This window comes from Acinetobacter sp. YH12102 (assembly GCF_013419125.1).
GTDB classification, from domain to species: Bacteria; Pseudomonadota; Gammaproteobacteria; order Pseudomonadales; family Moraxellaceae; genus Acinetobacter; species Acinetobacter pseudolwoffii.
Genome location: NZ_VPAS01000013.1, coordinates 52,431 through 77,366, shown reverse-complemented (window position 1 = coordinate 77,366; position 24,936 = coordinate 52,431). Strand labels below are relative to the sequence as shown.

General features: G+C 43.5%; 27 protein-coding genes. 12 read left to right on the top strand and 15 right to left on the bottom strand.

Features of this window, described 5'->3' with window-relative positions; genetic code table 11:
* Positions 1-252: 252 nt before the first annotated feature.
* Complete coding sequence (locus FTU42_RS12370; RefSeq protein WP_005168665.1) at positions 253-1,872, top strand: Na/Pi cotransporter family protein; 1,620 nt, start codon at positions 253-255, stop codon at positions 1,870-1,872.
* On the opposite strand, the gene FTU42_RS12365 is transcribed toward FTU42_RS12370, so the two are convergent.
* From FTU42_RS12365 to FTU42_RS12350, 4 genes are all read right to left on the bottom strand, one after another.
* Entirely contained in the window at positions 1,838-3,217 is a 1,380-nt protein-coding gene (locus tag FTU42_RS12365) for a dihydrolipoyl dehydrogenase (protein WP_180050855.1), read from the bottom strand. The genes FTU42_RS12370 and FTU42_RS12365 overlap by 35 nt on opposite strands.
* 86 nt (positions 3,218-3,303) lie before the next feature.
* Positions 3,304-4,509 carry a hypothetical protein gene (locus FTU42_RS12360; protein ID WP_180083476.1) on the bottom strand — a complete coding sequence of 402 codons (1,206 nt, stop codon included), beginning with the start codon at positions 4,507-4,509 and terminating at the stop codon, positions 3,304-3,306.
* 200 nt (positions 4,510-4,709) lie between these two features.
* On the bottom strand, positions 4,710-5,132 hold the full coding sequence (locus tag FTU42_RS12355) for a beta-lactamase hydrolase domain-containing protein (protein ID WP_100329847.1): 423 nt from the start codon (positions 5,130-5,132) through the stop codon (positions 4,710-4,712).
* A complete protein-coding gene (locus tag FTU42_RS12350) occupies positions 5,125-5,460 on the bottom strand; it encodes a TIGR01244 family sulfur transferase (protein ID WP_005098133.1) in 336 nt (111 codons plus the stop codon). The genes FTU42_RS12355 and FTU42_RS12350 overlap by 8 nt, the downstream gene beginning before the upstream one ends.
* 125 nt (positions 5,461-5,585) lie before the next feature.
* Between FTU42_RS12350 and FTU42_RS12345 the strand changes: the two genes are divergently transcribed.
* The 3 genes from FTU42_RS12345 to FTU42_RS12335 are packed head-to-tail and all read left to right on the top strand — an operon-like array spanning position 5,586 to position 7,360.
* Positions 5,586-6,482: an alpha/beta hydrolase gene (locus tag FTU42_RS12345; protein WP_179999662.1), complete on the top strand. Its 897-nt coding sequence runs from the start codon at positions 5,586-5,588 to the stop codon at positions 6,480-6,482.
* Entirely contained in the window at positions 6,483-6,914 is a 432-nt protein-coding gene (gene trxC / locus FTU42_RS12340) for a thioredoxin TrxC (RefSeq protein WP_005098120.1), read from the top strand.
* Between the two features lie 5 nt (positions 6,915-6,919).
* Positions 6,920-7,360: an acyl-CoA thioesterase gene (locus FTU42_RS12335; RefSeq protein ID WP_218944670.1), complete on the top strand. Its 441-nt coding sequence runs from the start codon at positions 6,920-6,922 to the stop codon at positions 7,358-7,360.
* 61 nt (positions 7,361-7,421) lie between these two features.
* Here FTU42_RS12335 and FTU42_RS12330 read toward each other — a convergent pair whose 3' ends face one another.
* Together FTU42_RS12330 and FTU42_RS12325 are read right to left on the bottom strand one after the other, a co-directional pair.
* On the bottom strand, positions 7,422-7,925 hold the full coding sequence (locus FTU42_RS12330; protein ID WP_005168656.1) for a DUF4442 domain-containing protein: 504 nt from the start codon (positions 7,923-7,925) through the stop codon (positions 7,422-7,424).
* Between the two features lie 28 nt (positions 7,926-7,953).
* Complete coding sequence (locus FTU42_RS12325) at positions 7,954-8,442, bottom strand: YajQ family cyclic di-GMP-binding protein (protein ID WP_005098115.1); 489 nt, start codon at positions 8,440-8,442, stop codon at positions 7,954-7,956.
* A 91-nt stretch (positions 8,443-8,533) separates the two neighbouring features.
* Between FTU42_RS12325 and FTU42_RS12320 the strand changes: the two genes are divergently transcribed.
* Entirely contained in the window at positions 8,534-8,848 is a 315-nt protein-coding gene (locus tag FTU42_RS12320) for a rhodanese-like domain-containing protein (protein WP_005098114.1), read from the top strand.
* 173 nt (positions 8,849-9,021) lie between these two features.
* On the opposite strand, the gene mnmC is transcribed toward FTU42_RS12320, so the two are convergent.
* From mnmC to FTU42_RS12300, 4 genes are read right to left on the bottom strand one after another with little or no spacing between them, the layout of a single operon-like run.
* A complete protein-coding gene (gene mnmC / locus FTU42_RS12315; protein ID WP_180083474.1) occupies positions 9,022-10,920 on the bottom strand; it encodes an FAD-dependent 5-carboxymethylaminomethyl-2-thiouridine(34) oxidoreductase MnmC in 1,899 nt (632 codons plus the stop codon).
* A gap of 39 nt (positions 10,921-10,959) precedes the next feature.
* Entirely contained in the window at positions 10,960-11,466 is a 507-nt protein-coding gene (locus FTU42_RS12310; RefSeq protein ID WP_074383532.1) for a hypothetical protein, read from the bottom strand.
* Positions 11,467-11,471: 5 nt separating this feature from the next.
* Complete coding sequence (locus tag FTU42_RS12305; protein ID WP_005098111.1) at positions 11,472-11,774, bottom strand: YciI family protein; 303 nt, start codon at positions 11,772-11,774, stop codon at positions 11,472-11,474.
* Positions 11,775-11,802: 28 nt separating this feature from the next.
* The gene (locus tag FTU42_RS12300; protein ID WP_005168649.1) at positions 11,803-12,414 is read right to left on the bottom strand and encodes a septation protein IspZ; all 612 of its coding nucleotides are present in this window, start codon (positions 12,412-12,414) and stop codon (positions 11,803-11,805) included.
* A gap of 44 nt (positions 12,415-12,458) precedes the next feature.
* Between FTU42_RS12300 and FTU42_RS12295 the strand changes: the two genes are divergently transcribed.
* On the top strand, positions 12,459-13,313 hold the full coding sequence (locus FTU42_RS12295; protein WP_100329843.1) for a PHP domain-containing protein: 855 nt from the start codon (positions 12,459-12,461) through the stop codon (positions 13,311-13,313).
* Positions 13,314-13,387: 74 nt separating this feature from the next.
* Here FTU42_RS12295 and FTU42_RS12290 read toward each other — a convergent pair whose 3' ends face one another.
* Both FTU42_RS12290 and radC read right to left on the bottom strand, forming a co-directional pair.
* Positions 13,388-14,299 (bottom strand): bestrophin family protein, encoded by a 912-nt coding sequence (locus FTU42_RS12290; protein ID WP_005168648.1) that lies wholly within the window; start codon positions 14,297-14,299, stop codon positions 13,388-13,390.
* A 64-nt stretch (positions 14,300-14,363) separates the two neighbouring features.
* A complete protein-coding gene (gene radC / locus FTU42_RS12285) occupies positions 14,364-15,065 on the bottom strand; it encodes a DNA repair protein RadC (RefSeq protein WP_100357998.1) in 702 nt (233 codons plus the stop codon).
* 113 nt (positions 15,066-15,178) lie between these two features.
* Between radC and coaBC the strand changes: the two genes are divergently transcribed.
* Positions 15,179-16,453 carry a bifunctional phosphopantothenoylcysteine decarboxylase/phosphopantothenate--cysteine ligase CoaBC gene (gene coaBC / locus FTU42_RS12280; protein WP_180083472.1) on the top strand — a complete coding sequence of 425 codons (1,275 nt, stop codon included), beginning with the start codon at positions 15,179-15,181 and terminating at the stop codon, positions 16,451-16,453.
* A gap of 230 nt (positions 16,454-16,683) precedes the next feature.
* Positions 16,684-17,196 carry a hypothetical protein gene (locus FTU42_RS12275; protein ID WP_100329842.1) on the top strand — a complete coding sequence of 171 codons (513 nt, stop codon included), beginning with the start codon at positions 16,684-16,686 and terminating at the stop codon, positions 17,194-17,196.
* Positions 17,197-17,268: 72 nt separating this feature from the next.
* On the opposite strand, the gene dusA is transcribed toward FTU42_RS12275, so the two are convergent.
* The gene (gene dusA / locus FTU42_RS12270) at positions 17,269-18,294 is read right to left on the bottom strand and encodes a tRNA dihydrouridine(20/20a) synthase DusA (protein ID WP_100535415.1); all 1,026 of its coding nucleotides are present in this window, start codon (positions 18,292-18,294) and stop codon (positions 17,269-17,271) included.
* Positions 18,295-18,567: 273 nt separating this feature from the next.
* Between dusA and FTU42_RS12265 the strand changes: the two genes are divergently transcribed.
* The gene (locus tag FTU42_RS12265; protein ID WP_159516646.1) at positions 18,568-19,212 is read left to right on the top strand and encodes a hypothetical protein; all 645 of its coding nucleotides are present in this window, start codon (positions 18,568-18,570) and stop codon (positions 19,210-19,212) included.
* A gap of 14 nt (positions 19,213-19,226) precedes the next feature.
* Here the strand turns inward: FTU42_RS12265 and FTU42_RS12260 are convergent, their stop codons facing one another.
* Positions 19,227-20,414 (bottom strand): MFS transporter, encoded by a 1,188-nt coding sequence (locus FTU42_RS12260; RefSeq protein WP_180076379.1) that lies wholly within the window; start codon positions 20,412-20,414, stop codon positions 19,227-19,229.
* A 942-nt stretch (positions 20,415-21,356) separates the two neighbouring features.
* Between FTU42_RS12260 and FTU42_RS12255 the strand changes: the two genes are divergently transcribed.
* Genes FTU42_RS12255 through FTU42_RS12245 form a run of 3 tightly spaced genes read left to right on the top strand, consistent with a single transcriptional unit; the run spans position 21,357 to position 24,268 of the window.
* Positions 21,357-22,484 carry a Re/Si-specific NAD(P)(+) transhydrogenase subunit alpha gene (locus FTU42_RS12255; protein WP_074383527.1) on the top strand — a complete coding sequence of 376 codons (1,128 nt, stop codon included), beginning with the start codon at positions 21,357-21,359 and terminating at the stop codon, positions 22,482-22,484.
* Between the two features lie 11 nt (positions 22,485-22,495).
* Positions 22,496-22,819, top strand: a complete 324-nt coding sequence (locus tag FTU42_RS12250; protein ID WP_004281642.1) for a proton-translocating transhydrogenase family protein — start codon at positions 22,496-22,498, stop codon at positions 22,817-22,819.
* 3 nt (positions 22,820-22,822) lie between these two features.
* On the top strand, positions 22,823-24,268 hold the full coding sequence (locus FTU42_RS12245; protein WP_180083470.1) for an NAD(P)(+) transhydrogenase (Re/Si-specific) subunit beta: 1,446 nt from the start codon (positions 22,823-22,825) through the stop codon (positions 24,266-24,268).
* A gap of 258 nt (positions 24,269-24,526) precedes the next feature.
* Here the strand turns inward: FTU42_RS12245 and rsfS are convergent, their stop codons facing one another.
* Complete coding sequence (rsfS, locus tag FTU42_RS12240; RefSeq protein WP_005098092.1) at positions 24,527-24,934, bottom strand: ribosome silencing factor; 408 nt, start codon at positions 24,932-24,934, stop codon at positions 24,527-24,529.
* Positions 24,935-24,936: the final 2 nt, after the last annotated feature.

Sequence of the window (24,936 nt, the reverse complement as noted above, 5' to 3'; positions counted from 1 at the left end):
TTCCCGAACTCAGAAGTGAAACCTCTTTGCGCTGATGGTAGTGTGGGGTTACCCATGTGAGAGTAAGTCATCGCCAGCTCATTATTCGAAACACCCCCCTGCATAAGCAGGGGGGTGTTTTTTTGTGCGCGGGATTTATAGCAAAATTAAATATAGTAAAAATAATATTCTGAGTTTACTCAAGGTTATTTGCTGTTTTTAAATCAGCCTGATTATGTTTTAATCATTAAAATTTAAAGCCTAGGAATCTGCGTGTTTGAGGTATTTACACAGCTCTGTGGTGGAATCGGTTTATTTTTGCTTGGCATGACTTTAATGACCGAGAGCCTTAAAGATATTGCAGGTGAAACATTAAGACAATGGTTAGGTCGGTTTACTGGTTCTCCTTTTAAAGCAATGACTTCAGGTATTGCCTTGACCTTGATTGTGCAATCCTCCACAGCCACGACGCTAGCAACCATTGGCTTTGTCAGTGCAGGCGTACTCTCTTTTTCGCAAGCCATTGGTGTAATTATTGGCGCTAATATCGGTACAACCAGTACTGGCTGGATTGTGGCTTTTTTAGGTTTAAAGTTTTCTATTGGACAAGTGGCTTTGCCTCTCATTGCCATAGGCGCTTTACTTAAAATATTAGCACATGGACGTACAGCGCTTACCGGCTTGGCGCTTGCGGGATTCGGCCTGATTTTCTTTGGAATTGATTTGCTTCAAGTAGCAATGTCAGGTGTCGCAGAACATCTCGATCTTTCAATTTTCTCGACCGAAAGTTTTGCTGCAAAGCTGTTATTGGTACTTTTCGGTTTGGTCATGACTGTGATTTTGCAGTCCTCTAGTGCCGCCATTACAGCGACACTTGCTGCATTAGCAAGTCAGGCGATTCAGCTCGATCAAGCGCTTGTGCTCGTCATTGGCCAGAATATTGGAACCGTTGCAACTGCAGTACTGGCAGCCATCGGTGCAAATGCGAATGCAAAACGAACTGCTGCTGTGCATGTCTGTTTTAATGTCGTGAGTGCAATTTTTGCATTTTGTATTTTGGTTCCCTTGTTTTTATGGCTGTATCAACCACAGTATTTTTTATCTGGTTGGGATCATGTGGTCATTGTGGCAGCTTTTCATACAGCCTTCAGTGTATTTGGTGCCTTATTTTTTATGCCATTGATTCGCCCCTTTGAACAGCTGTTGGTGAAATATATTCCGGCACATGAAGATTCATTATTACAGGCCTTAGATGAAGCCAGTTTGGCAGTGCCTGCGGTCGCAATTAATACGGCAGAACAAGTGATCTTTAAAACCATATTGACCCAATATTCCTGGATTCTAAAAGCCATCAAGTCAGCAGAATTGGTTTCGGCCAATGAATTAAAACAGCAAGACGAATTAATTTACAAATTACAGGATTATTTAGAAAAAATTGTTGTGCCTGAAAATAGCACTGATCAAAGTCGGCTGTTTAGCTTATTAAGGATGATGGTTTATCTGAAAGTGTTGCGTAGTGATTTGGAAAATCTAAAGCATGTTGTGAGTATTCGTACCCAACCCGCGATTCATCAACTTGCCTTGGATTTTATCCAGATTCTGGAAAATGCTGGAAATAGCATGCTAGATACTCGCTCATCTGAAGATTTGAGCCAACTGTATATTGAAATGGGACATCTAAAACAGTGGAGTAAACAGCATCGTAGCGAATTACGTGAAAAAACTAATATTTATGCCTCAACGTATCAGCTGAATGCAGCCAAAACTTTTGAGTTATTGGCTGCTCAGCGTTGGTTAGATCGCTTAGTTGCGCACAGTTACCGTTTGATTAATGTACTCAATGAGCGTCAGCAAACACTTACAATGCATCAAATTGACGACGAGCATGTTTAAGAGCAGATCTGAGACCTTCTTCCAGTGTTGGGTGATAAAAAGGTTTTGCCAGGATTTGATGAATATCCTGATCTGCATCAATGGTCCAGGCCAGAAGATGGCCAAGATGTTCAGCTTGTGAACAGAAGAGTTCTGCGCCTAATAATTTGCCTGATTTTTTATCAATATAAACTTCAATACCACCTTTATTTTCAGCAAGAACCAGTGCACGTCCTTGATTTTCATAGGAGGCAAATCCTCGAATAAACTCAATATTTTGCTTTTCTAACTGTTTAAAACTTTGCCCGATAATCGCCATTTCCGGGTGAGAGAATACGATTGCCAGTGGGGTGAGTGCGGGAATCGGTTTAATTTCGGGATAATTTAAACAGTTATGAACCACTTCTTTACCAGCATGAGCAGCTTCGTGCTGAATGGGGGCATCAGGTGCGGCATCACCCACTATAAATATCGGCATATCTGCGAGTTGTTTGGTTTTTTTATTGATAGGCAATTTTTTGATATCAGCAAAATTAGGATCTAACTGATTTAAACTCAATCGATCCAGATTAGTCTGACGGCCTGTAGCACCCAAAATATATTCAACTTGAATAGTTTGAGCTTGATCATTTTCAGTAAAATTAATCTGGATATGATCAGCTTGTTTTTTAACTTGATCTGGCAAGATTTTGAACTTGATATTGAGTTCTTTACTCAATTGCTCCTGTGCCAGCTTTTGTAAGACTGGACTGGTTAAGGCACCTACTTTTTGGCTACGAGCGAACAGGGTAGTGTCTACGCCCAGTCGTTGCATGGCTTGTGCCAGTTCAATGGCAATCACACCACTTCCGATCACTGCTAAAGACTTGGGTAATTGAGAAAGTTCAAATATCTCATCAGAAGTTAGATATTTATCTCCTAATTCTTCCTTGAATGTTTTATCGATATTAGGTCGTGAACCAACCGCAATAATGAAGCTTTTAGCCTGATAAGCTTGTCCATTGACTTCAACTGTATGGGCATTAATAAACGTTGCATGACCAGAAATTTTATGTGAAGCCTCCCATCGATCAACGCCTTTTAGGGTTGCACGAATGAAACGTTCTCTTAAGCTATGTAGACGTTGCATCACACCTGAAGTATCTATTACAGCTTCATGTTGTAAAGCGAGGTCTTTCGCGGATTGAATGTCATGCATGCGATTTGCAGATGAAATCAGAAGTTTGCTTGGCATACAGCCGACACGTGCACAGGTTGTATCCCATGGGCCGTCATTAATAATTAAAATATTTTGGGTGTATTTGATGGCTTCGTTATAAGCACTGATCCCTGCAGTGCCTGCGCCAATGATGATGAGGTCGTACATATAATAGACTTTCTAGAAATTTATATCCTTAGTTCCAATATACAAAAAAGCCCTCTCTAAAAGAGGGCTTTTATTAAATCTTTACATTAATATTTTAGATTTTTTGGAGAAGTAATATTGGTTGTTACACCACCTGTAGTATTGGTTGATGTTCCTTGATATTGAACTTCGTTAATAAGATGATTAAACGTCAATACTGAATTAAGTGTTGATGCTTTAAAGTTCAAAATATTTGGACCTTGTAAATAAATACTCCCAACAAATTCTTTCGCATTCAGTGTAGGTGCTTCATGCTCAACACGTGTACCCGCAATTGAAACACTTGGTAAGTTAAGTGTTTCAATATTATTTAAGATTTTGTATGTACTAGGTTTATCACCATGTGTAGATTCAATTTTGAAATTTACAGGCTCAGCATACGCGACATTGGTATTGTCATTAATCAGTGTATTAAAGCCCGAACCTGCTTCCGTCACATAGTATTCACTTTGATCAGCAGTTTTAGGGACTTTATAAATACTTAAGGCACCCATTGTGGTCACTTGATCTTCCCAAACAATTTCAGGCTCGCCTTCTTCATTCGTCACTTCAGTTGGAATTCTTTTTGTTACATCAATTTTGAAATCACTTGTTTCTTGGTTAATGAGAATAAAGCGTTTTTGAAGACCTTGTGTTTGTTTAAATGGATATGAAAATGCACCAGCAATCGTAATATCTTGTAAGTTTTTTAGAGGATTTTCATTTTCAAACACAAATAAATAGGTTTCACCATAGTAGCTATTTAAATCTGGTAGAATATCATCTGACTTTAGACGAATATTGGTCAAATCATCATAGGCAACGCCTGCTGCATTGATTCCTTTATCAATTTCAAAGTCCCACCCATCGTATTTACTGCCAAGTAAATTTCTAATTTCATTTCCTTTGAATACATAGCATGCGCGGAAATCAGTTGTGCTGTTTGCAAAACATTTCTCTAAACGATGCGTATTTTTAAAGGCAGTAATATTCACATTGCGAATATCTTGTGAAATTTTTAATACACTTTCAGCATAGGTATCTAAGGCGTGATCAATATAGCCCTTTTTTTCAGAATTAGCTTGACCAAATAAAGAAGCTGCTTCCACTTTTAAAGCATTAAAAACTTTTTGTTGATCTGCTGTTGACGGCGTTTCTGATGGATCAATAGTATTTTCTCCATTTGTAGAGGTATTATCATAATAACCACCGCCCCCACATGCAGCTAAAAAACCTGCTAAAGTGATAACAAGCACACTTTTATTAAACTTCATGTTTTACCCCAAAATAATTATATAAAGAATATAGTTTTACTATTTGAAGATTATCATATAAAAAAAATGGCGCAAAGAGCGCCATTCTCATTTGCTCAGAACCTTATAGAGTAGTTCCCACGCTTACGCCTACAGTTGGCTTCAAGTTCATTGAACTACAGCCGATAAAGGTCAAGCTCAGACATAACACAACTAAGATTTTATTCATGAATCAATCCTTGAGATTTAGCCTGGTTAAACAAGGTCGCTGAACGTGTACCGCTCCGGCAAACCATCAAAATAGGTTTAGGTAGCTCATTATAATATCGAGCAAATTCCTCAATATTGGCCTGAGAAAGCTGACCACTCACCACAGGCTGATAAATCACACTCACTTGAGATTTCTCCGCAATGGAGCGTAATTGACTCACCGTGACATTATTGCCAGTTTCCTGATCCGGCCGGTTTACAATCACAGATTTGAAACCTTGCTGAATCAATTGCTGAAACTTGCTTAATGTCATTTCACCTGACACACTCAGCGAAGAGGTCATTGCACGGCTGAGATCATTTGCGGCAAAACCAAGTGAGCTGACACTTAAACAGCTTGCCAGTACTACAATTTTCCAAAAAGACTTAGTCATCCAGCAGGTCCATCTGTTTTGCCAGTTGATATAAATTATTTGAGCGATTTCCAGTACGGCAGAACATCAGAATAGGTTTCGGTAATTCATTATAATGATTGGCAAAAGTACGTACATCGAGCTCAGTAATCTGACCAGCGACGACAGGCTGAAAGACATAATCCAGACCGGCACTGCGTGCAGCTTCTTCAATTTGTGCACTGGTCGGCTGCTCAGAACCACCTTCCATATCCGGGCGGTTATTGATAATCGATTTAAAACCTTTCTCGACCACCTGAGTCACGTGTTCCGGACCAATTTGACCAGCAAAGCCTACATTTTCGCTCATGACGCCACTCCATCATTTCATTTATATCGATATGCTTTATGATAGCATTAAGCGGAAAACATGCTGAAGCTGTTGTGAAATTTTTATAAATGATGATCACCATAAGATAACGCAATGGAGCGCGTATGCAGGCTTATACAGTTGAGCCACTGTATGTCAAAAGCGGTCAGGACGTGATTGCTGCAGATTTTTATCGGCCTAAAAATATAGAAAAACCGGCCGTGATCTTGATGGCCCATGGTCTGGCGGCCTTACGTCAATTTAAACTGGTGCACTATGCCCAGCATTTTGCCAGTGTCGGCTATGCGGTGGTGTTATTCGATTATCGCTATTGGGGCGGCAGTACCGGGCGACCGCGTGAGCTGGTATCCATTAATGCCCAGCTGGATGACTGGCGAACCATGATCAGGCATATTCAGGCACGTAAGTCGATTGACAGTCAACGGATCGTGCTCTGGGGAACTGCGCTAAGTGGAGGGCATGTACTCACCCTGGCAGCAGAACTGAAAAATATTCAGGCTGCAATGGTACAGGTGCCTTTTGTCGATGGGGCTGAAAGTGCCAGGCTTTATCCTTTGCAGCAACTCCCCAAGGCACTTAAGGTTTCTAGTCAGGACTATATGGGAAGCAAGGTCGGTATGCAGCCCAAAACCTTGCCGGTGGTCGATCCTTACGAGCTGTGTTTTATGCCGACACAGGACAGCTACGAGGGTTATCTGTCGATTGTGAATCCGGATTATTATTGGAGCGGTCAAATTCCTGCGCGGGTCTTTTTTAATTTAATGCGTTATCGCCCGATTCAGCAAGTTAGAAAAATCACCATTCCGGTGCTGTTTATTGCAGCAAAACTGGATAGTTTAATTCCGATTGAATCCAGTCGCGAAACCGTAACCAATCTTGCACCGTTTGTACAATATCAGGAGTGGAATATCCGGCATTTTGATATTTATCATGGTGAATGGTTTGAAAAAGCCGTTTCAACCCAATTAGAATTCCTACATCAACATATTGGAGTACGCTAGATGATTATTGTATGCCCAGAATGTCAGGCCAAGAACCGTGTTCCTGAAGATAAACTCACCGCCAACCCTGCCTGTGGTCAATGTCATCAGGCCCTGATTCCATTGGCGCCAATTGAATTAAATGAGCAGAATTTCAGCCAGTTTGTCACCCATAGTGATTTACCAATCCTGATTGATCTCTGGGCAGAATGGTGTGGCCCCTGTAAAATGATGGCACCGCATTTTGCGACTGTCGCGCAGCAATATCCAAATGTGGTTTTTGCAAAAATTGATACCGAAGCGAATCCGCGCTTAAGTTCAGCATTTAATGTTCGTAGTATTCCGACGCTGGTGTTGATGAATAAAAGCAACGAAATTGCTAGAATAAGCGGTGCATTACGATCAAGCGAACTACAAAAATGGCTTGATCAGCAGTTAAATACCCAACCCTAATTCAAATGCCTGGAGTGAATGTGTCAGATTCTCAAGTAAAACCAGAGGGGATTCTTTCCCTACAAACGATCGCAATGCCTGCAGATACCAACTGGAGTGGTGATGTGTTTGGTGGCTGGATCGTTTCACAAATGGACTTGGCAGGCGCGATTCACGCAGAACGATTTTCAAAGGGACGTTGTGCCACGATTTCGATTAACCAGATGACCTTTCTGGTTCCAGTGAAAGTCGGGGATGTCATTAGCTGTTATACCCAGATTTTAAAAGTTGGCAAGACCTCTATTCAGATGGAAATTGAAGTCTGGGACAGTCATGATGATTCACGTGCGCCGATTCGTGTCACAGAAGGAGTATTTACTTTTGTCGCAGTCGATGTAAAAGGCAATAAGCGTCTGATTCCAGAGGAAGCCAAACAGAAGTTTTTAGAGTCTCAAGCAGCCCAATGATTGAATGAGATATAAAAAAATCCCAGAGATGATCTCTGGGATTTTTCTTGCTTAGAAAGAATTATGATTGCTTGAGCTGATCTTTGGCAATCCAGGCCCAGAGCATTTCACATTGAATCGGCGTTTCTCCGGATTCATCCGTGACCGTGACCTGAACCAATGTTTCGCCTTTATCGGAGCTTTGCATGAGTGCTTGTTGCTCCGGCGTCAAGGTAGCGACTGCAGTCATGGCGCCTTTGGTCGGACGTTTAAAATCAATCTTCAAACTTTTGATTAATACAATCGCGGTATCCGGCACATTCATTGCCGTCACAAAGCCGGTCGCAGTTTCTGCCACTAAGGCCATGGCACAGGCATGTACCTGACCAATATGGTTTTGCATGGCTTTATGGTTGGCGATTGTGACCACCACTTTTGCTCCACTGAGTTCTACATAGCGAATCTTGGCAGAACCTACCATGGGAATAATCCGGCCAAAGGTTTTACTCAATAAAGTACTACGAATAGCTTGAGGTAGTCTGGAAGTAGCTTTTACCAGTTTGGTCAGTCGATTGCGATGCGTCATAATTCCTTCTTTAAGACACTGTGCGGTCTTAATCTTTAAAGTTATTGAACTGTAAAGGCAAACCAAATTGCTGTTCTTTTAAGAAGGTCATCACTTGTTGCAAAGTGTCGCGCTTCTTGTCCGTTACACGAATCTTGTCTCCCTGAATAGAAGATTGCGCTTTAATGCCGCTTTCTTTAATGGCTTTATTGATTTTTTTTGCGGTATCAGAGTCAAGACCGTCTTTGAGCTTGATCACCTGAATCACGTTTTTACCAGAAGCCGTCATTTTCTGTGGATCGAGTGCCTGAATATCAACTTTGCGTTTAAAGAAATGACTTTCGAGCATGCTATACACTTGTTCACACTGGAAATCACTTTCAGTCGAAATCTTGATTTCCTTGTTTTTTTCATTCAGTTCAATAGAAACGTCCTGACCGCGGAAGTCAAAGCGGGTCGCAATTTCTTTTTGGGTGTTTTGAACTGCATGATTTACTTCAAAAATTTCTAATTCAGAAACAATATCGAAAGAAGGCATGGTTTAGACCTTTACAAATGGAAAGAATATCTGAGATGCTAGGGATGTTTTCTTCATTTGCCAAGTGTTGTTTACATCAAAGGAGTGCGCAATGATCCGTAAACAAGAAATTACAACATTTGAGTTCCCAGAAAATGCAATTATCTGGGATGTACGCGATACAAGTGCTTTTGCTGAAGCACACGTGAAAGGGGCGGTGAATCAGCCCATTAACGATCTTTCAGCAGAGAGCCTAACTCAGGTGTCAGCGGATCAACCCATTTACATCTTGTGTGGTGGGGGTAGTAAAGCTCCACGTGCTGCTGAAAAACTAGAGGGTTTTGACAGTTCACGTGAATATGTCATTCTGATGGGGGGTACTCGTGCCGCCCGTGATGCAGGCTTACCGCTTGAACAGGGTGCATAAGCATTCTGTTAAAAAAAAGCGCCGCAAGGCGCTTTTTTATTGGCTGAAATTTAATCCCTCCCAACCTCCCTTTTCTAAAGGGAGGAGCTACAGGCATTCTATTTATTCATAAAAGTATAAAAAAGTCCCCCTTTAAAAAAGGGGGACTTAGAGGGATTCATGCAAAAGGGTAATTAAATTTGTGGCTTAAAATAAGGCTTCTTGGTTTTTACTTTCTTTTGAAAGCGGCTCACGCTGAGTTTTTTAACCAGACTTGCCGGAACAGGATAGGCTTCACCCAGAATCTGGGCGGCCAGAATTTCACTACAAAGGGGTGCAAATAAAAAGCCTTTGGAGCCTAGACCGGCAAAACTATAAATTTCCTGTTCAGGCTGCATTTTACCGAGTAAAGGAAAGTAATCCTGACTTTGGGCACGTAGCGCTGCACGGCCATGCCAGGTGTCCATCGGTGCTAATGACGCGGCATAATCTGGAAAGACGCTCTGGAGCAGCTCATGATTATGTGCATGATCTTCTGGGAGCACCTCTGTATCCTCCCGACCAGGATGGAAAGATGCACCGAGAATTAAATGTGTATCATTCAGTTGCATACAATACCCACCGTAGTTATAAGCAGTCTCTTTGCTTAAAGGCTGAGCGCTATTGTTTAGCCAGCTCACTTGTCCACGAATTGGCTTGAGTGCCGGATAATGCTCAAAGAATTGTGCTGTCTCGCGCGCGCTACAAACCAGCACATGATCAAACTGACCCAAACAATTTTCATTTTCAAAAAGTTTGGGTTGAGATAGCTGCTCAATTTTGGTGATTTTTGCTTGGATATATTTAATATTCGGATGCTGTAAAATTTCATCACGCAATTGATGCGGAGAAATAGTTCCTGCTGCTAAAAGTTTTAAACTTGAATATTCAGTATGCAGTTTCTGCTCATCCGCCGTTTGCACTGAAAGAATATGTGCTGGATATTCATTTGCCAGACTTAAAAGAGTTTCAGGATGTTTGAGTGCCAATTGACTGACCTGAATCGGTCGAAAGGCTTTGAATTTTGCATAATGAGTCAGGGCATGTTGCCAAGCCAAGGTCATTAAATGTTCTGCACTCTGCTCAATCGGGCAGAGTTTTGGGTTCAGGAGCGCAAGCGGGTTACCAGAACCACCAGCAAGTGGCGCTGATTGATCGTAAATCGTGACTTGGTGGCCACGCTGCGCAAAGGCCCAGGCAGCACTTAAACCTGCGATTCCGGCACCAATAACCGCAATCTGGCGTACGTTAAATTCAAGCTCAGGATTTAATGCTGTTTTTTTTTGAGTAATATCCTGATCTGCACCCGAATTGGCTGGTTCAGATAGCTTCCAGATGGCTTTGAGCATTTCACGTTTATGTCCAAAACCTCTTGGACGTGAAATGGAAATCCCATGGTTATTTAGGCCACGTTTCAGGACACCTGCGACACTAAAAGAAGCGAAAGTGGTGCCAATCTCGGATAAACGCACAATATTATTTAAAACATTTTCTTCCCACATGTCTGGATTACAAGACGGCGCAAAACCATCCAGAAACCATGCATTCACAGGTGCGGTTTTTTCCATGATGGGAAATACATCATGGGCATCTCCAAGCCAAAGATCCAGACTGAAACGTTGTTCAGGAAAGCTTAAACGGTGGCAGCCTGCAATTGGCATCGGATATTGGGAAATCAGTTGATCTGCCAATGGCTTGAGTTCAGGCCAGACATTTAAAGCGCGAATCAGATCGGGTTTAGAGAGCGGAAATTTCTCCACTGAAATCGCATGCAAATGACTGTGATTGTCCGGACGGGTCTGCTGCCAGAGCTGCCATAACGCCAGAATATTCAGTCCTGTGCCAAAGCCGGTTTCGCCCACACAAAAATATTCAAACGGTTTTAAGTCAGTCAGGCGGGTCGGCAGGTCATTGCCATTTAAAAAAACATGGCGGGTTTCCAGCAAACCATTGTCTTTAGAAAAATAAACATCACCAAACTGTTTAGAGACAGGCACTTCAATGCCATCCACCAAGTGCCAATCGAGATCGGCGGTTTGAATTGCATGCGACAAAACGACTACAACCTTAAATAAGTCCGAAAGGGGAATAGATTACCATTGACGGCGACGCTTGGTATAAACGTAACTGGCAATCAGAAAGCCCAGCAAAACGCCCACGGCCAAAGTGGCAGCACCATACAGGAACATCTGCGCACTGCGTTCGCTTTGTAAAACCTGTACTTGCACGCCAAGATTGTCATTTCTGAGCTGTAGTTCCTGATTTTGTGCTAACGCTTCCAGATTGGCTTTTTCCAGCTGTTGCAGACGCGTCGCCTGATCTTTCACCAAAGCTTTTACTTTGGCGTCTTGCTGAGCTTTATTTCTGGCAAGCTCTTCAGCAGTCAGTGGCTTATTTCCAGTTGCTGGAAGGGCTTGAGATGCTGTTGCAGCCACAGGGATAATTGCAGGTTTTGGCGTAGCAGTGGGGGTTGCGACCGCAGCTTGTACAGCAGCAGCGGCGACACTATTTGGTGTTGTCTGAACTGTGGCAACTTCTACTGCCCATACAGAATGAAAGGTACAACAGAGGCCAATAACACTGGCAAGAACAACACGCATAAACCTTATCCTTGAGGGAATGCTTTGTTAAACGGTTTCACATCAATCTGTGCATATACACCTTCTTTCAGGAAGGGTTCATCCTCTAGCCAGGTATCCAGGTCTTCACGGCTGTCAAAATCGACAATGATGGTACTACCATAAAAGCCGGCTTGTGGATTACTCGGATCTTTCGGCATCGCGCCTGCAACAATCAGACGGCCTTCATCATTCAGCTTTTGCAAGCGGGCAAGATGTTGTGGACGAATGGCAAGACGTTTCTCCACTGTACCTTCCTGATCGGTACAGCTAACGACAAATAATGGCATGATGATTCTCAATTGTTTGTAGTTGGATTTATTCAGCAGTCTTAAAGTATTTACGCAATACAATAAACTGGATAATGATAAAGGAAAACATCACGATCATGTCACCGAATGCCGTGAATTCGCCCCAATATTTTCCATCCAGCCACAAGTAGGCAAAGAAGGTATGTAAAAATGACATCAGTGCAAACATGGCGACCCAGGCATAGTTCAGTTTGATCCAGCCTTTTTCACTTAAGTTGAAAACCGGGCCAAACAGACGCTGAATCAGTGGCTTTTTATCTTTACTAAACCAAGGCGACAGCAGGAATACGCCCGCAAAGACCAGATTCAGCAATACCGCCTTTAAACGGATATAGAAATCGTCGCTCAGCATCAGAGTGATCCCACCAAAAATCACGGTCATAAACAGCACAATCCATTGCTGCTTATCCAGGCGGAATTTTTGCATGACAAATAACGCACCATAGACCACCAGCATAGCAATAATCAGACCCGTGGTTGCCACAAGAATATTATTATTGTCGACACCCCCCGCAGAACCGATCAATTGCAAAAGTTGATGGTCAGTGTCTTTTGGATCTACAGTTTTATATAAATAAAAGAAAATAATGAGTGGCACAAAGTCTAAAAGTGCTTTCATGTTAGAGTATCTAAATCTGATTAAATAAATGTCATAGTATAGAGATGCACGGCGTAGATTTACATACACATAGCAATATTTCTGATGGAACTTTAACTCCACAGCAATTGGTCGAGGCTGCCGTAGAGAAATCGGTGCATACTTTGGCATTGACAGATCACGACACTATGGATGGCTTGGAACTGGCACAAGAAGCCGCTAAAAATCATGAGATTAAGATCATTTCTGGGGTGGAAATCTCCAGCCAGTGGTCACGTCCAGCCACCAAGAAAAATTATGGCGTGCATATTGTTGCACTGAATATGCAAAATCCTGAGCCTTTACAAAAAGCCCTCAATCAGCAGAAGAAAATCCGGGCGGAACGCTCGAAACAGATCTGTGATTTATTGATTCCTTTAATTGGTCAGGATATTTATGCCGATGTACTGGTCAAAGTCGATAATATCCCTGATCGGGTAACACGGACGCATATTGCCAAAACCTTAGTAGAAAAGGGCATTGTGACTCGCCCGCAACAGGCTTTTGATAAGTACATCAAGGAAGGCAAGAAAGCCTATGTCAAATTTGATGGCTTGAGTCTTGAAGACACAATTCAGGTGATTCATGAAAGTGGCGGTTTTGCGGTGCTGGCACATCCGACCAAATATGACCTATCTGCGACCAACATTCGTTACCTGATCGAGATCTTTGCCAAGTTTGGTGGCGACGCCGTTGAACTGCCGCCAGCGGTAGATCCAAGTTCTACTCGCCAGATGGTCGATCGGATGATTGCGGAGCATCGTCTGAAAGTTTCGATTGGCAGTGACTTTCATGGCGACCATATGCCATGGATCAGACTCGGGAATGTGCCGAGCCTAAAACCGGGACAAGTCGGGATTTGGGAGAGTTTTGTTGATTGAGTGCTTTACTCGAACTTTGTTCTTGCAGAGCAGAAGTGCCCTTTGCTGATAGAAAAGGGCAAGAGAAGAATAAATTACAGTAGGTTATGATCTTTGGCCTGAATCGGTGGTGGGGTTGGTTTGCCCAGCGTGCCTAAGAGTTCAATTTCAATGGTACGTACCATTGAGTCCAGTGGCAAATCATTACTTTGCGTGCCAAAAGGTTCTTCAATTTCTGAGCTTAAGGCATCTAGTCCTAAAAAGGTATAAGCTAAAATACCGACCAGTAAAGGCGTAAATAAACCTAATGTTGAACCCAGGCTAAAGGGCAAAATAAAACAGAAAAAATAGACGGTACGATTTAGCAAGACTGAATAGGCAAAAGGTAAAGGCGTCGTCGCAATCCGGTCACAACCAGTCTGGACAATACTTAGTTCCGCCACGTGATTATTCATCTGCATATAGATGATGTCTGAGATTTCACCTTCTTTGAGCGCCTGCATTAACTCCCATTGAATCAGGCTTAAGGTATATTGCGGCGCGTTGGCCTGTTGATAGAGCTGGGTCACCGCTTGCTGGCTCATGCCGCTGGTTTCAACCAGTTCGGTCGGATTGGCTGTCTGATGGCGTAGCCGGTCACGGAGAACATTGGCAAAGACAATCACGTGCTGAATCACACGTTCACGGCGACCTTGGGACAGCATCCGGCAATCCCGGTCAAAATGTCGTGAATTGGCAATCAGAATACCCCAGAGTTTGCGGGCTTCCCACCAGCGGTCATAACAGGCCGAATTCTTAAATCCGAGAAAGATCGACAGTACCACTCCAATCAGGGTAAAGCCGACCAGAGGTAATTCTGGAAAATGAAAAGAGCCAATATGTGACAAGCCACCGATAATGGCCGAGATCAACATCACTACGCCTAAAGGTGGCAAAACTTTCGGCAAAATTGTACCTCGCCAGGAAAACAGCAATTTAAAAAGACTTGGCTGGTCACGTACAATCATTTATTGGAATCATCACAGTTTTTTCATGATCTTCTTGACTTGTGCCAGCTTTGTCAAGTGCTAATCACCTATGTATTTCGGGTTGAATGAGTTGCTGCTCGGCAAAAGAAAAACTGCCCTCTAGGGCAATGATACAGTGGTCGATTAAATAAATATCGACCAGTTGACAGGCCTGCTGAATCTGGCGAGTCAGATGCAGATCTGCTGGAGAGGGATAGGCCCGGCCGAGTGGATGATTATGCGCAATTACAATTGAGGTTGCCTGCTGGGTAATTGCATAGCGCAGTAATTGATTAATCGAAATATCACATGCATTCACCGAGCCATAAAACAGTTTTTTAAAGCTGATTTTTCTTAAACTGGCATCCAGACACAGCACTGCAAACACTTCCTGAGTTTCACCGAGCAGTTCAAAACGTAAATAATCGCGTAGCCGTTTGGAATTATTGAGCTCCAGTGCATCCTGTTTCAGATGTTCGGAAATATAACGCCGTCCTAATTCCTTGACCGCCATGAGCTGGGTATATTTGCTAATGCCCATGCCATGAAAGCGACTGACGTCCTCTAAGGGGGCATCCAGTAAGGCAGTGAGATGACCGAAATGCTGAATCAAGAGTCGGGCAAGTTCGACTGCGGAATGTTGCTGTGAGCCGGAACGCAGGAAAATTGCCAGTAGTTCGGCATCGGATAAACTTTCTGCACCATATTGAATTAAGCGTTCGCGCGGGCGTTCTTGTTCAGGCCAGTTTTTAATAGAAAATTGCATAGTTATTAGACTTATTTATTATGAATTATGAGTTTTCCCTGAAGCAGATCTCTTGGGAATGCCCTTATTTAATGCTATTGTGAGCCCCACTGCAACAGAAAGGTAGCCTGTTTGTGAGCTTCGACGTAAGTGTAATTCCTCATAAAAATATTATTTTAGCTGTGACTGGCGGCATTGCTGCCTATAAAAGTGCGATTCTGGTTCGTCGTCTGAAAGATGCCGGATTTAATGTGCGGGTGGTGATGACCCAAGGAGCACAGGCTTTTATTACACCTTTAACGTTTCAAGCCTTATCAGGCAATCCGGTCCATACGGCATTACTGGATCCTGAAGCGGAAGCAGGTATGGGGCATATCGAGCTGGCACGTTGGGCGGATCTGTTACTGGTTGCACCTGCAAGTTGTGACACCTTGGCAAAGTTTGCAGCAGGTCTGGCAGATGATTTGCTCAGTACTTTATATCTGGCGACCAAAGCACCGGTCTGGGTAGCGCCTGCCATGAACCAGCAAATGTGGGCAGCTAAGCCAACACAACGCAACTTGGCCACTTTAATTGAAGATGGTGTGCATGTGATCATGCCGGATGCCGGATCTCAAGCCTGTGGCGATGTGGGTTTAGGCCGTATGCCTGAGCCGGAAGATCTGGCACGACAAGTCACAGAATATTTCCATCAAGCACAGCGTGCGATCGCAGAAAAATTTGGTCAGCTTGCGGGTAAACGTGTCACCATCACCGCCGGTCCAACCCGTGAAGCGATTGATCCGGTACGTTATATTTCCAATCACAGTACCGGAAAAATGGGCTTTGCACTGGCTGCAGCCTGTTATGCAGCAGGGGCAAATGTCACCCTGATTGCAGGTCCGGTCAGTCTGGACACCCCAAATGGTGTGAAACGTAAGAATGTTTCTTCTGCCGTGCAAATGCTGAATGAAAGCATGCAAATGCTGGAAAATGGTTGCGATATCTTTATTGCGACAGCTGCAGTAGCCGATTATCGTGTGGCAGAAGTAGCCGAGCATAAAATCAAGAAAGCTGGTGATGAGCTCAATGTAGCCTTGGTGAAAAATCCGGATATTGTTGCCACCATTGCCCAGCAGGAAAAACGTCCATTTATGGTCGGCTTTGCTGCAGAAACCCGCAACATTGAAGAATATGCTGCCGGAAAGCTGGTCGCGAAAAAGCTGGATATGATTGCCTGTAATGATGTATCACGTGCAGATATCGGATTTGCTTCGGATGAAAATGCCATGACAGTATTCTTTGCCGAGCATTATCAGCTAGATAAACGTGATCTGGAAAAAGCCTCCAAGCAGGAAATTGCCCAGCAGCTGATCGAAGCGATTCATGATGCCTTGCATCGTGATCCATCCAGTGATGACGATTTTTAAAAGAATCTTCACAAACAAAAGCCCTGTTAGATTCAGGGCTTTTTTATGAGTAAATTTTTATCATTTATTCAAAAAGCTGTAGAAATCTTAAATAATTTAGTCATGATTCATGCACTGCTTATTTCTTGTTTTTTCAAAAAAGCATAAAATAGGTCACAGAATAAGCAAGCATAACAATACTGCATATATCAGCTATAAGCAGGAACAGGAAAGAAAAAGAAGGAGGCGCTATGAGAACAATCATTGTGTTATGGATGATCGCCTGTCTGGCTGGATGCAGTTACTTTGTCTCGATGGATGAATTGGCCAGAAATATTCAAGCGCAGATGCAACAGGAATTTAATTCCAATCAGGATTATCAGCGCTATCGTTTTACTGTGCAGAGGGTCAAAATTGTCCAGCGGCAGGGCAATCAATTTAACGCGATTTCTCATCTGAATTATCAGGGGGAGGCATATCCGGTCAATGTCAAAATCTTTAAGGTCGATGGAGGCTATAGGTGGGCGATCGAAGAGGATGCCTTTGCTTTTATTGATGAAATTGAAATAGAGCAATACCGGCAGCAACTGGATCGGGAGTTACAGCAGCTGGCTGCAGCCTTAGATGACCTGGAACCTGTAGATGAGTCAAAAGAGCATGAGCGCGGTTCTCTGGTCACACCCATTGCCGAGCCAGAATTTCAAGGTGTTTCTTATCAGGAAGAACCGGTTCCGGTCGGCAATATCACCGCATATACTCAATAACTCCTTCGCTCATCTCTATAAAAAAGCACCGATGATCGGTGCTTTTTTATATCGATTAGACTTTTAAATTCTTTAGGATTCAACTTGCTGATGTTCACGCACATAGTCTTCAGTACGTTGCATTGCTTCTTGAATATTAAACAGCGCAGTTTCCACATCTTTCAAGGTTTTGGCATTGCCACCGCTTAGTGCCTGACGCCATTTACGTGCACCCGGCAAGTTCTGGAACAGTCCTAAAATATGACGGCTAATAATTGACAATGGTGCACCTTCTGCCATGCGCTGGGCAATATAAGGCAGCATTTGTTGCATGATCTCGAAACGATCAGGTGCATCCAGATTCCACAATTGGCCCAGTTCAGCCAATAAGTACGGATTATGATAGGCTTCGCGACCAATCATCACGCCATCGACATGTTTGAGATGTTCCAGCGTTTCGGCATAGGTCTTGATCCCGCCATTGATTTCAATCAGCAGATCAGGACGATCCTGCTTCAGGCGATAAACATCTTCATAACGCAGGGGCGGCACATCGCGGTTTTCTTTAGGCGATAGACCTTTTAATAAGGCAATTCGCGCGTGTACGATAAAATTATTGCAGCCGGTTTTGGCCACGGTATCGACAAAATGCAGCATTTCTTCATAAGACTGCATATCATCAATCCCGATCCGGTGTTTTACAGTCACTGGAATATCCACCGCATGCTGCATTTCAGCAATACATTCTGCGACTAAATCGGGTTCAGCCATGAGGCAGGCCCCAATTTTATTATTCTGTACCCGGTCACTCGGGCAACCCACATTTAAATTGACTTCGTTATAACCCCAATCCTGTGCCATCTTGGTACAGGTCGCGAGATCTTTAGGATTCGAGCCACCAAGTTGTAGCACGATCGGCTGTTCTTCGGTGTTAAAGTCCAAATGCCGTTTGGCATCCCCATAAATGATGGCACCTGTGGTGACCATTTCAGTGTACATAATCACATTTGGGTTAAACAGACGGGCAAAGAAGCGATAGTCTTTGGTGGTCCAATCCATCATCGGCGCAACACTGATTCGTGGTTGAAGTTTATTTTCAATGGTGGTCAGATCAGTCATTCAAAATTATGCCTTAACGAAATGGAAGAAGAAGGGATGAATAAATCACCCAAAGATTATTTTTTTTGCCCAAGCTCGCTAGGCCAACATCGCAAAAAAAGAGGGCGTAATACTAGCATAAAATCAGCAGAACGACCCGGCGAACTTGAGTCAAGCCAGTAAGTCCAGGACATAAAACAAGAAATAAAATTAGAATTCCAAGTCATTCCAGAATGGTATATTTTGATAGTAGAAACACCAATATAAAAAATGATAGAAATAAGGAGAATAATTATGCTGTTATTGGAGGAGATTTATAAAAGCCATAAAGCACAAAATTCAGCACATTTTAACTTAAAAATTCATCGTGGCTTAGGCTGGTTTAAAAAAGCGCTAGACTTGGATCAAGATCTGGATTTTAAATTCATCAGTCTATGGATTGGTTTTCAGGCTATTTATGCAGAAGAGGATGATCGGGTTCAGGGAAAGGATAAGCTGCATCAATTTCTAGAAATACTTTGCCAAAATGATCTGGACCAGAAGATTAATCATATTGTCTGGGAAAAGTACAGTCAGCCAATCCACTCACTCTTAGCGAACCCCTATATGGAACAAAGTTTTTGGGATTATCGTCACCAGAAAATTAGTCTGGAACGCTGTAATGCTGAACTGGAAACACAGAAAAAAATCATACAGCATGCTTTAAATGAGCGAAATTCTGTAGAAATTTTAGTCGGGGTGTTTCGTCGTTTATATACATTACATCATCAGCTCATGCAGGGCGGAGTTACCTATCATAGTTCCCTGAATCACAAGTCACTCGAGGAAAGCTGCCGGATTCTGGCCGCTTTGCTGCCGGTCTTTATCTGTATTTTATTGGAAAATTCAGTTGCTCTAGATTTAAATAAACCTTTCTATCCAGCGGCTCAAGTCAGCTAAGTATAGTTAAGCATCTAGGCTGCTGTCCGGGCGTGATGCCATTGATCCAGTAAGGCGAATAGGGTAGCGCCTAGGGCCAGCCCGAGTCCTGCCATACAGGTCATGCTCCAGCCCCCATGATGCCAGGCATAAACCCCTAAGGCTGAACCACAGGCACCGCCAATAAAATACAGGGTCATATACAGTGAATTGACCCGTGATTTGGCATCCGGGCGCAGGCGGAAAATCACATTCTGATTACAGCTATGCGTAATCGCCAACCCCAGATTAATCAGTCCATAGCCCAGAATATAGCTCAGCAGCGATACCGCACCAAAATATAGGAACAGCCAGCTCCCAATCAGGATCGAACAGCCAATCCAGCTCAAGGTTTTGATATGGCCCCGATCGGCCCATTTGCCAATGAATTGAGTCGACAATGCGCCAAAGACACCAACCAGTGTCACCAGACCGACCATGACATCAGAAAGCTGGAAAGGTTCTTGGGTCAGCAGCAGGGCAATGGTCGAGAACAGCATGCTCATGGCGGCAAAAGCACAGGCACCGGTAAGAGAGCGCAAGACCAGTCGTGGTTCATGTGTTAATAAGCTCGCCATAGATTTGAAAATCGCTGCATAGCTGATTCTTAGGCGTGGCAGACTCGGTAATTTTCCTCGCAGATAAAAACTTAAAGCCAGCATGCTGATGCCACTGACGATATAGATCATTTTCCAGTGAAACAGGTCGGACAATAATCCCGCAATACTGGTCGAGAGCAGAATACCGACCAGCAAGCCGCTCATCAGGAAACCCACTACTTCTCCAGTTTTTTCCGGTTTGACTGCCATGGTGGCCAAGGGAATCAGAATCTGTGCAGCCACGGAAAACAGTCCGGCAATGATGGTGCCAACCCACAGCATCGGCAGGTTTATCGCACTGGCACAAATAAATAAACCTGCAGCTGCACCCAGCATGAGAAAGGGAATCAGCTTGGTTTTATTCAGCATATCGCCCAAAGGTACAATAAACAGCAGGCCTAATGCATAAGAGATTTGAGCAAAGGTAACGGTGAGTGCCACTTGTGATTCCGGCACCTGATAATATTGCTGAATCGATGAAATCAGTGGCTGGCAATAATAGTTGGCGCCGGCACATAAACCACAGGCAATCGCCATCAGCCATAATAAGGGCTTGTTTTGACTGATATCGAGGGGCGTGTTCATAGCAGCAACCTTATCTAAGCCGAGGAGAATTTAAAACAAGCAGCGCATTGATGCAGGAATGAAAGGCACTATAAGTGAGAACTTTAGGCTTTAAAAGTAGAAAAATATTACAATGACTCAATGAAAAGATCTTAGAAAACCAGTCAGGAATAATCAGGTTGCCAGATTTTTGATCAATAGCTGGCTTTATTACAATGCATAGGACAAAGAAAGAACGGAAAATCCCCTGAAAATGAAAAAAATTAAATAATGGCTCTCATTTTATGCGCAGATATGGTGCATAAACTTTATTTTAGTCACTTATTCGGTTTATGACATTAATATAATAAATGGTCAGCAAGATTTTTGTTCCTCTTGGTCTGATCATTTTAGAGATAAGTGACCCTTAGACCCACAGATCTCGTTGTGTCACATCCATCAATTCAACCCTAGCTCGATGGGTGTTAAATCATAACTAAATTGAATAAAAGGTATTACTTTACAGATCAGATAGCTTATCGGGAATAAGTTCTTTATTTGTCAATAAAGTCAAATTTAGAAAACTTGGAGAGCTAAAGTGCCGCTGTCCTTAGCAGAGAGACCTATTCAGAAACGGGTAGCATAAAGAACCAAAACAGGAATTTTGGTCAGAAAGATCAATGTAACAAAAAAAATCTCAAGTAGGCGGCTTATCAGCCGAGCGCATTTTCAGGTTTTCATTCAGGTGAATGAATATCGTTTATAAAATAATCAAATATAAATATTTGGCGTATATAAGCCACGCACCAGTACAGCAACATTTTTATGAATCATCAGTTCAATATATAGGCATTTATTAAATAAATAGTAGGTAGTAATTTCAAACAGTTTGATTAGAATCCAAAAATTCAACAAGAACACATCCTGAGGGGAAGCATCGTTTAAGCGATGTTTACTTAAGAAAAATTAGCTTGAGGAACGCTCATGCAGATCGGAATTCCAGCCGAAACTGTTGTCGGTGAAAATCGCGTCGCTGCGACGCCAGAGACAGTAAAGAAATTGATCAGCGCAGGACATAGCGTGATTATCGAACGTAGTGCAGGGCTTAAAGCTGCCTATATCGATAGCGCCTATGAACAAGTTGGTGCCAAAATTACGGATGATGCCTACACCGGCAGTCAATTGATTTTAAAAGTTCGTGCACCGAAAGGTGAGGAAATTCAAAAACTCAATCCGAACACCGCCATCGTGGCGATGTTTGATCCTTACCGTAATACTGAGCTTGACCAATTTGCGGCACAGAACGTGTCTGCATTTGCATTGGAACTTTTGCCACGGACCTTGTCTCGTGCGCAGAACATGGATGTCTTGTCTTCTCAAGCCAACCTTGCAGGATACAAATCGGTGCTTTTGGCTGCGGCTGAATACCAGCGCATGTTCCCGATGCTAATGACGGCTGCGGGGACGGTCAAACCGGCCCGTGTGGTGATCATGGGGGTCGGTGTCGCGGGTCTGCAAGCGATTGCCACTGCAAAACGCTTAGGCGCTATTGTGGAAGCCACAGACTTGCGTCCAACAGCAAAAGATCAAGTGGAATCATTGGGCGGTAAATGGCTGGACGTGCCGATGTCTGCCGAAGAGCAGCAAAAAGCGGCGGATGCGGCCAAGAATGGTTATGGCTGGATGCCGGGTGAGGAATACATCCGCGATCAGGCTGCCATTGTGGATAAAGCCGTATCAAATGCTGACATTGTGATTACCACAGCGCTTTTACCCGGCCGTGATGCACCGCGTTTAATCCGTGCTGAAACAGTTGCGAAAATGAAACCGGGTTCAGTCATTTTAGATATGGCAGTGGAATCGGGCGGTAATGTTGAAGGTTCGAAATGCGGTGAAACAGTCCATACCGACAATGGTGTCAAAATTCTCGGTATTCCCAATATTCCTTCGACAGTCTCGACTGAAGCATCGGCTTTATATGCACGTAACGTGTTTAATTTTGTCGAAACGCTGTTTGATGCCGACAAGAATTTTGTCCTGAATCCAGAAGAAGAAATTCAAAAAGCCCTACTTGTCACTCATGCCGGCCAAGTGCTGCTGAAACGTGGTTAAGGAGAAGACTCATGGTTGAAACAATTACGATTTTTGTCCTTGCCATTTTCGTAGGTTACTACGTGGTGTGGGGGGTAACACCAGCATTGCATACGCCGTTGATGGCGGTCACCAATGCCTTGTCATCGATCATTATTGTCGGTGCGATGATCCAGACCGTTGGTCTGCCGGTGATCGGCGTTGAAGGCAGCGTGGATTTCCAGACCATTAACGTGGTGAGCGTGCTGGGTGCAATCGCGGTGTTCCTGGCCAGTATCAATATTTTCGGTGGCTTTGCCGTGACTGCACGTATGCTGGAAATGTTTAAACCTAAGCAAAAGAAAAAAGAGGGTTAATCCATGGAAATGATTCGAGAATATGCGGATTGGTTCTACCTGATTGGTGCCGTTCTTTTTATCCTGACGCTACGTGGTTTATCAGGTCCTAAAACTGCAATTCAAGGTAACCGTTACGGTATGATCGCCATGGCGATTGCAGTATTGACCACCTTCTTTGTTGCAGATAATCCTGTAGTGTGGATGATTGTGGGCGCAATGGTAGCAGGTGCGGTGGTGGGTATTGTCCGTGCGCGTACTGTCCCTATGACCCAAATGCCAGAAACTGTGGCACTGATGCACTCATTGGTGGGTCTGGCTGCGGTCTTGATTGCGATTGCTGCAATTATTCATAACAACAAACTGATTGAACTCGGTCCAGACCTTTTGGCTGCCAATGGCGTCAATTTTCATGAAATGAGCCGTGTTCATTTATTTGAACTGTTCGTGGGTTGTTTCGTCGGAGCAATTACCTTTACAGCATCAGTCTTTGCTTATGGAAAACTGGCTGCGAAGAAATGGGCAAAAACCATTTCTGGCGCATGGGTAAAACCTGTTCAGGCCATCATCTTTATTGCCATGTTGGTGTTTGGTTTCATGTTCTTCTCAACAGGGAATATGACCGCATTCTGGGCAATGACAGCACTTGCACTGGTCTTTGGCTGGGTATGGATTGCACCTGTCGGCGGTGGTGATATGCCGGTGGTGGTCTCGCTACTCAACTCATTCTCTGGTTGGGCTGCAGCCGGGATTGGTTTCACGCTTGAAAACAACATGCTGATTGTGGCAGGTTCACTGGTCGGTTCTTCAGGTGCGATTCTGTCTTATATCATGTGTAAAGCCATGAACCGTTCAATCATCAACGTTCTGTTTGGTGGCGCAATGGGCGGTACAGCTGCGCCGACAGCAGGTGCGGGTGAGCAGGTACAACGTAACCACCGTTCTGGTTCAGCAGATGATGCGGGCTTCCTCATGTCAAATGCGGACAGCGTGGTGATTGTACCGGGTTATGGAATGGCGCAAGGTCGTGCACAGAATGCGGTCAAAGAACTTGCGAACATCTTAAAAGAGCAGGGCGTAACCGTACGTTTTGCAATTCATCCGGTGGCAGGTCGTATGCCAGGTCATATGAACGTATTGCTGGCTGAAGCTGATGTGCCGTATGAAGATATTTTAGAGATGGATGAGATCAACTCTGACTTCCCGGCAACGGATGTGGTGCTGGTGATTGGTGCAAACGACGTTGTCAACCCAGCAGCCAAAGATGATCCAACATCGCCGATTTATGGCATGCCGATTCTGGAAGCGCATAAAGCACGTACTATTATGGTAATCAAACGTTCAATGGCGACCGGTTATGCAGGTCTGGACAATGACTTGTTCTATAACGACAAGACCATGATGATCTTCGGTGATGCCAAGAAAGTGGTGGAAGATATGACCAAAGCGATTAATGGTACGGGTCACTAATCATTTAAATCCCCCTAAGTCCCCCTTTAATAAAGGGGGATTTTTTATTTTATATTTTGGAAAAAAGATGATTGAGCGGTCATCGAACGTCTATGTTTATGATGAATTTATCCTAAAATACCCATCAAATCGGTGCATAAGACAAGATGAAAATTAAAGAAAAATAGCTGTAGCTTGAGTTGTATTAACGCTTATAAAGTCCGATGAACAGGCAATAAAAAAGCGACCTACACAGGTCGCTTTTTTGAATATTCGATTTTACGCTACAGAGTTTGTATCTGCAGGATTGCGCCATAAGCTTTCTAGGTCATAGAATTTACGCGCTGTTGGAAGCATACAATGAACCACTACATAACCGAGGTCGATGAGGATCCATTCAGCATCACGTTCGCCTTCAATACCAAGCGGACGGAAGCCAGCTTTACGTGCTTCTTCAGCAACGTTATTGGCCAGTGATTTGATATGACGTGTCGATGTGCCGCTTGCAATGACCATAGCATCAGCCACATTACTGATACCGCTGACATCAAGCTCAACAATTTCTTTTGCTTTTACATCTTCAAGTGCAGCATGTACGACTTTTAAGCAGTCCTGTACAGCTTGAGAATTTGAATTCATAGTAAGATCGTGAGAATTAGAAGCGCTGGGCGATGGTTCTAAATTCATGG